Below are 4,904 nucleotides of genomic sequence, written 5' to 3' on the forward strand. Positions count from 1 at the left end.
GGTTGGACATGGCGTAGCCGGCATAGAAGTTGATGTCGGGCGTGATCTTGTAGGTGAGGCCGACGGTCGGATTGAGATGGAAGAACGTCGAGGCGCCGTTGGTGAAAGCACCGTTCTCGCCCGAGAGATTGAGTTCCGCGAAATTGAAGCGCGCGCCGCCGGTCAACGTCAGGCGATCGGTCGCGTTGAACGCGTCGAGCGCGTAGAGGCCGACATAGGCGTTGTTCGCTTTGGCCGCGACGGGCGCCAGGTAACTGTCGGGCTCGTCTATGATGTAGGGGAAGCCGATCACCGGCAGGGAGTTGTTGACGAATCCCGGGACGACGCCGAGCTGGCTGTTGCCGGTGAAATTGGTCCAGCCATAGTCGAGCGAGGCGCCGATGGTGAACGTGTTGTCGTGGCCGTCGACCTTGTCGGTGTCGACCGCCTGCGCGCTGCCGCCAAGCGAACGTGATTGGGTCCGGAAGCGATCGATCTCGCCGAGGTCGATCGTCCCGTTCTGCGAAATGTTGGGGATGATTCCGCCAAGCGCGTCGTGCGCCGGATAACCGTTGAGACACGAATAGGGCGGACAACCGTATAAGTCGGTCGAGTTGCCGTCGACATGCTGCTGGTTGAACGAGCGGAAGTAGAGACCGCCCTGGAAACTCAGCGTGCTCGAGTACGCGTAGTTCCCGGTCCAGGCGAGCATGGCCATCTGGTTATCGGTCGTCTGCGGAACGGTATAGACGCTGCTCCAATTGCTTTGCAGCTCCTGGAGCGGCGTGAAAGCAGCGGCGCCGAACTGGGTGTTCCCCGCGGTCAGTTGGAGGTGCGATTCAAACCCGTTCGCCCTGTAGCCGACGTCGCCGTAGACGTTGGTGAGTTGCGACGCGCTATCGACCCGCCAGCCGCCGTCGTTGATCTGTGTTCCTGCGATGTAGACCGACCAGTCGCCGACCTGCTTGCCGAACTGAAGCTCCTCCTGCGCGCGGGTGAACGAGCCGCCGCGAAGATCGGCTTCAAAACCTTGCCCGGTGAAGCCATTTTTCATCGTCACGTTGAGCGCGCCGCCGAGGGCGTTCAACCCAAAGACCGGATTGCCGGCGACGATCGTCATCTTGTCGATCGCGTTCTCGGGAATAAGGTCCCAGTTCACCGTGTCGCCGAAGGCCTCGTTGATGCGCACGCCATTTTGGTAGACGGCGAGGCCGATCGGCGTCCCGGTCACCGGCGTCGCGTCGAAGCCGCGGTAGCTGACGTCGGGCTGGAAGTCGTTGCCCGAGACATTCCCGACCGTGACGCCCGGCGCCTGACGCGCCAGCGTGTCGGTGATCGTCGAATCGTGGAAAGTCTGGATGTCCTCAGCGCCGGTCTGCCAGACCGTGCCGGGGACCCTCGAGACGTCGATCTCGCCGCCGCTGAGCGGCGTGGTGGCGACGACGTCGAAGGTCGGCAGCTCGATTGTGTCCGCGTTGGCGGCCATCGCGCCAGCGAGAAGGCCGGCGACGACGCAGCACGCGAAACACGATGGCTTCGACATCTAACCTTTTCCTCCCGACGCTCGGGATGCCTAAACCAGCGTTGCGCTCAAGGGAAAGCGGGCGCCGGCGCGTCACGATAGTCATGAGCGACCTTGCCCTTGATCTGCCGGGCGCGGCAGCCTTCTCCTTGAGGCGCACGCCCGGGCTCGGCGTCCGAAGCCGCGCTCAGGACGGAGCATCAGGGTTCGACTACTCCGTCGACTGGATCGACGATAGGAACGCAAAGATCTCCGTGAACTGCTCGTCCGTGAAGACGCCCTTCCATGTCGGCATGCCCTTGGTCGGACGGCCCTCGTGGACGGTCTTCCAGAACATGTTGTGGGCGCCGTCGCCATAGCGCAGCGTCAGGCGGCGCAGGTCGATCTTCTTGACGCCCTGCTCGGCGTTGGGGCCGTGGCAATGGGCGCAGGTGCCGTTGAACACCTCCTGGCCCTCGGCGATCAGCTCGGGCGTGGCGGCCGGCGCCTTCGGCGCGATGTCGAACTCGCCGGTCCCGTCCCCGGCCGGCTTGCCGGGGTCCTTCTCTCCAGTTTCGGCGGCCGCCGTCTGGGTCGGCGGAGGCGCGCTGGGAGCGGGGGCCGCCTGGGAGGAGGGCGGGGCTTCCTGCGCGACCACGACGGCGGCCTTCTCGACGACCGCGGGCTTGTCGGCGGCGGCAGTCGCCGGCGCGTCAGGACCGAGGCCATATTTGGCGAACAGCGCGGGGAATGATTTGGACACTTCCGGCAGCGTGGCGTCGATCGCGTCGCGCAAGTCCTTCGAACCCTTGGCGTAGCCGATTGCGGCCGGATAACTCAGATGTGGGCCGTCGATCGGCGTGATCGCAAAGCGCCCGTCATAGGCGGTCTTGTTGAGGTACCCTGCGGTCGGGGCCCAAAGCAAGGCTGCGTCGGCCCGGCCGTCGGCGAGCGCCTTCATGCCTGCGTCAGGCGAAAGCACTGTGATGGACTCGATCTCATCGCGCGGACCGACGATGTTCTGCGGCTCGGTTTCGAACTGAACCGCCACGCGCTTGCCCTTCAGCTCCTCCACGCTCGCGATCGCAGCCCCCTTCGGCGCGATGATGGCGTAGCCGAGATTGAACAACGGCTTGGAGAAAATGACCTTCGGCCCCATGAAGTCGTCGCTCTGAGGGAGGCCGATGGTCGCGTCGCATTGGTCGGCGAGCATGGTCACGCGCACCGCGCGCTTACCGAAATAGGTGCGATACCAGACATGCGTCACCGGCCGGCCGAGGGCCTTGCCGATGGCGTCGCCGATCTCGAGATAGAGGCCGGGATTTGCCGGATCGTCGCTCGAGAACGGCAGATTGGCGGGGTCCGCGCACAGGCGCAGAGGGGCTTTCGGCGGGTCCTCGGCGAGCGCGAGGCCCGCGCAGGCCGCCGTCGCCAGGACGGAGACGGTCAACGTCTTTTCTAGAAAACCGAAACGCATGGCCGTCTCCTCCCTTTCGTCTTTCAATCAGTCGACGGTGAACACGAACAGCGCGCCGCCCTCTGGCGTCGCGGCGAGCATCTTGTTGCCGATGTCGCCGAGGAACGCCGCCAGCGAAACGGTGCGGCCAACCACCACCGCGACATACTGCTTCCCGTTCACCTTGTAAGTAATTGGGCCCGCGCCCATGCCCGAGCCGAGGTTCTTCTTCCACAATTCCTCGCCGGTCTTGGCGTCGAGCGCGCGGAAATCCCCGTGCAGGTCGCCCTGGAACACCAAGTCGCCACCGGTGGTCAGTGTGCCGCCGTTGAACGGCAGGTCGGACTTCAGGCCCCAGACCTTTTCGTGCTTGACCGGATCCCAGGCGATCAGTTCGCCATCATAGCCGCCCGGGCCATCATGCGGGGGGAATTCGCCGCCGAGATAGAAGACGCCGCGCTTATACGTGACGTCGCTGACCGACCAGTCCATGCAGACGTTGTTGGACGGGATGTAAACGAGGCCCGTCTCCGGGTTGTAGGACATCGGCTGCCAGTTCTTGCCGCCGATCAGGTTCGGGCAGACTCCCTTGGCAGGGTGATTGGGCATGCCCGCGCGCTTGTCTGGGTCCTCGACGGCTCGGCTGGTGGCGATGTCCCATTTCTCGGCCCAGGTGGTGGGAACATATTTCTCCGCCGACAAGACCTTGCCCGTCTCGCGGTTGACGACAAAGAAGAAGCCGTTGCGGTCGGCCTTCAAGTAGGTCGGGACAGTCTGCCCGTCGATCTTGAGGTCGGTGAGCACGAGTTCGTTGACGCCGTCGTAGTCCCAGGCGTCGGCGGGAGTGCCTTGCACCCACCACTTGATCTTGCCGGTGTCGGCGTCGAGCGCCAGGGTCGAGGCTGTGTAAAGATTGATCAGCTTGCCAAAGTCGCCGTTGCCGCTCGAGCGGATGGCGGTGTTCCACGGGCCGGGGTTCGAGGTGCCCCAGAAGACGGTGTTGGTCTTGGGATCGTAAGAGCCGACAAGCCAGGCTGCGCCGCCGCCGTGTTCGGCGGAATCGCCCCTCCAGGTGTCGCCGTTCGGCTCGTTCTTGAGCGGAACGGTGTAAGTCCTCCAGACCTGCTTGCCGGTATTGATGTCATAGGCTTGCAAGGAGCCGCGCACGCCATATTCGCCGCCGCCGAAGCCGGTGATGACCTTGTCGTTGACCACCAAGGGAGGCGACGTGATGACCGAGCCTTGGGTGTAGTCGACGACGTCGGCCTTCCACAGCTCCTTGCCGGTCTTGGCGTCGAGCGCCACGAGCTTGCCGTCCAGGCGGCCGACGAACAGCTTGCCATCCGCGTAGCTCACGCCGCGGCTGTTGACGTCGCAGCAGGCGAACTGCAGCACGTCGTCGGGCAAGTCGGGCTCATAGGTCCATTTCTTCGCGCCGGTCGCCGCGTCGAGCGCAGAGACGTACTTTGGCCCCCAGGAGGTGGAGACGTACAGCGTGTCGCCGATCACCAGCGGCGTGGCTTCGTTCGAGCGCAACGAGCCGAGCTGGAACGAATAGGCGAGCTTGAGATTGCCGACGTTTCCGGTGTTGATCGACTTCAGCGGGCTGAAGCGGGTGTTCGCGTAATCCTTGCCATAGACCGCCCATTCGTTTGGGTCTTGGCCGCCCTTGATGACCGATTCATTTGCGCTGGCTGGTGCAAAACCAAACAACAGAGTAACGAGAACTCGCTCGCGAGGAGCGCGCCCGAAAATTTTTCCATTGCGTTTCCTCCAAATCTATTATCGCACGAACCTGTTCATAGCCCGCGAGTCCCAACGACCGCCGCGGTCAATTGACGAAGGCATGTCAGACGTTAGGGCGAGATTGGGGCCGCTGTAAGGTTGCGTTTGCTACAGCGCCGCCGGGGCGACGGCGATTTGATTTCGGTCTTAAGATCAAAAACCTTGTCACGAGTTCTCCCTTGA

Annotated in this window: 3 protein-coding genes; all 3 read right to left on the reverse strand. The window is 63.7% G+C overall.

Annotation, left to right across the window (positions count from 1 at the left end; genetic code table 11):
* On the reverse strand, positions 1-1,522 hold a 1,522-nt coding region (locus tag ACLP25_RS08810; protein WP_442468827.1), incomplete at its 3' end, for a TonB-dependent receptor.
* A gap of 190 nt (positions 1,523-1,712) precedes the next feature.
* The gene (locus tag ACLP25_RS08815) at positions 1,713-2,957 is read right to left on the reverse strand and encodes a c-type cytochrome (protein WP_442468828.1); all 1,245 of its coding nucleotides are present in this window, start codon (positions 2,955-2,957) and stop codon (positions 1,713-1,715) included.
* A gap of 27 nt (positions 2,958-2,984) precedes the next feature.
* Positions 2,985-4,649: a PQQ-dependent dehydrogenase, methanol/ethanol family gene (locus ACLP25_RS08820; RefSeq protein WP_442468829.1), complete on the reverse strand. Its 1,665-nt coding sequence runs from the start codon at positions 4,647-4,649 to the stop codon at positions 2,985-2,987.
* Positions 4,650-4,904: the final 255 nt, after the last annotated feature.

The sequence above is a fragment of the Roseiarcus sp. genome (genome assembly GCF_052145395.1).
Lineage (GTDB): Bacteria > Pseudomonadota > Alphaproteobacteria > Rhizobiales > Beijerinckiaceae > Roseiarcus.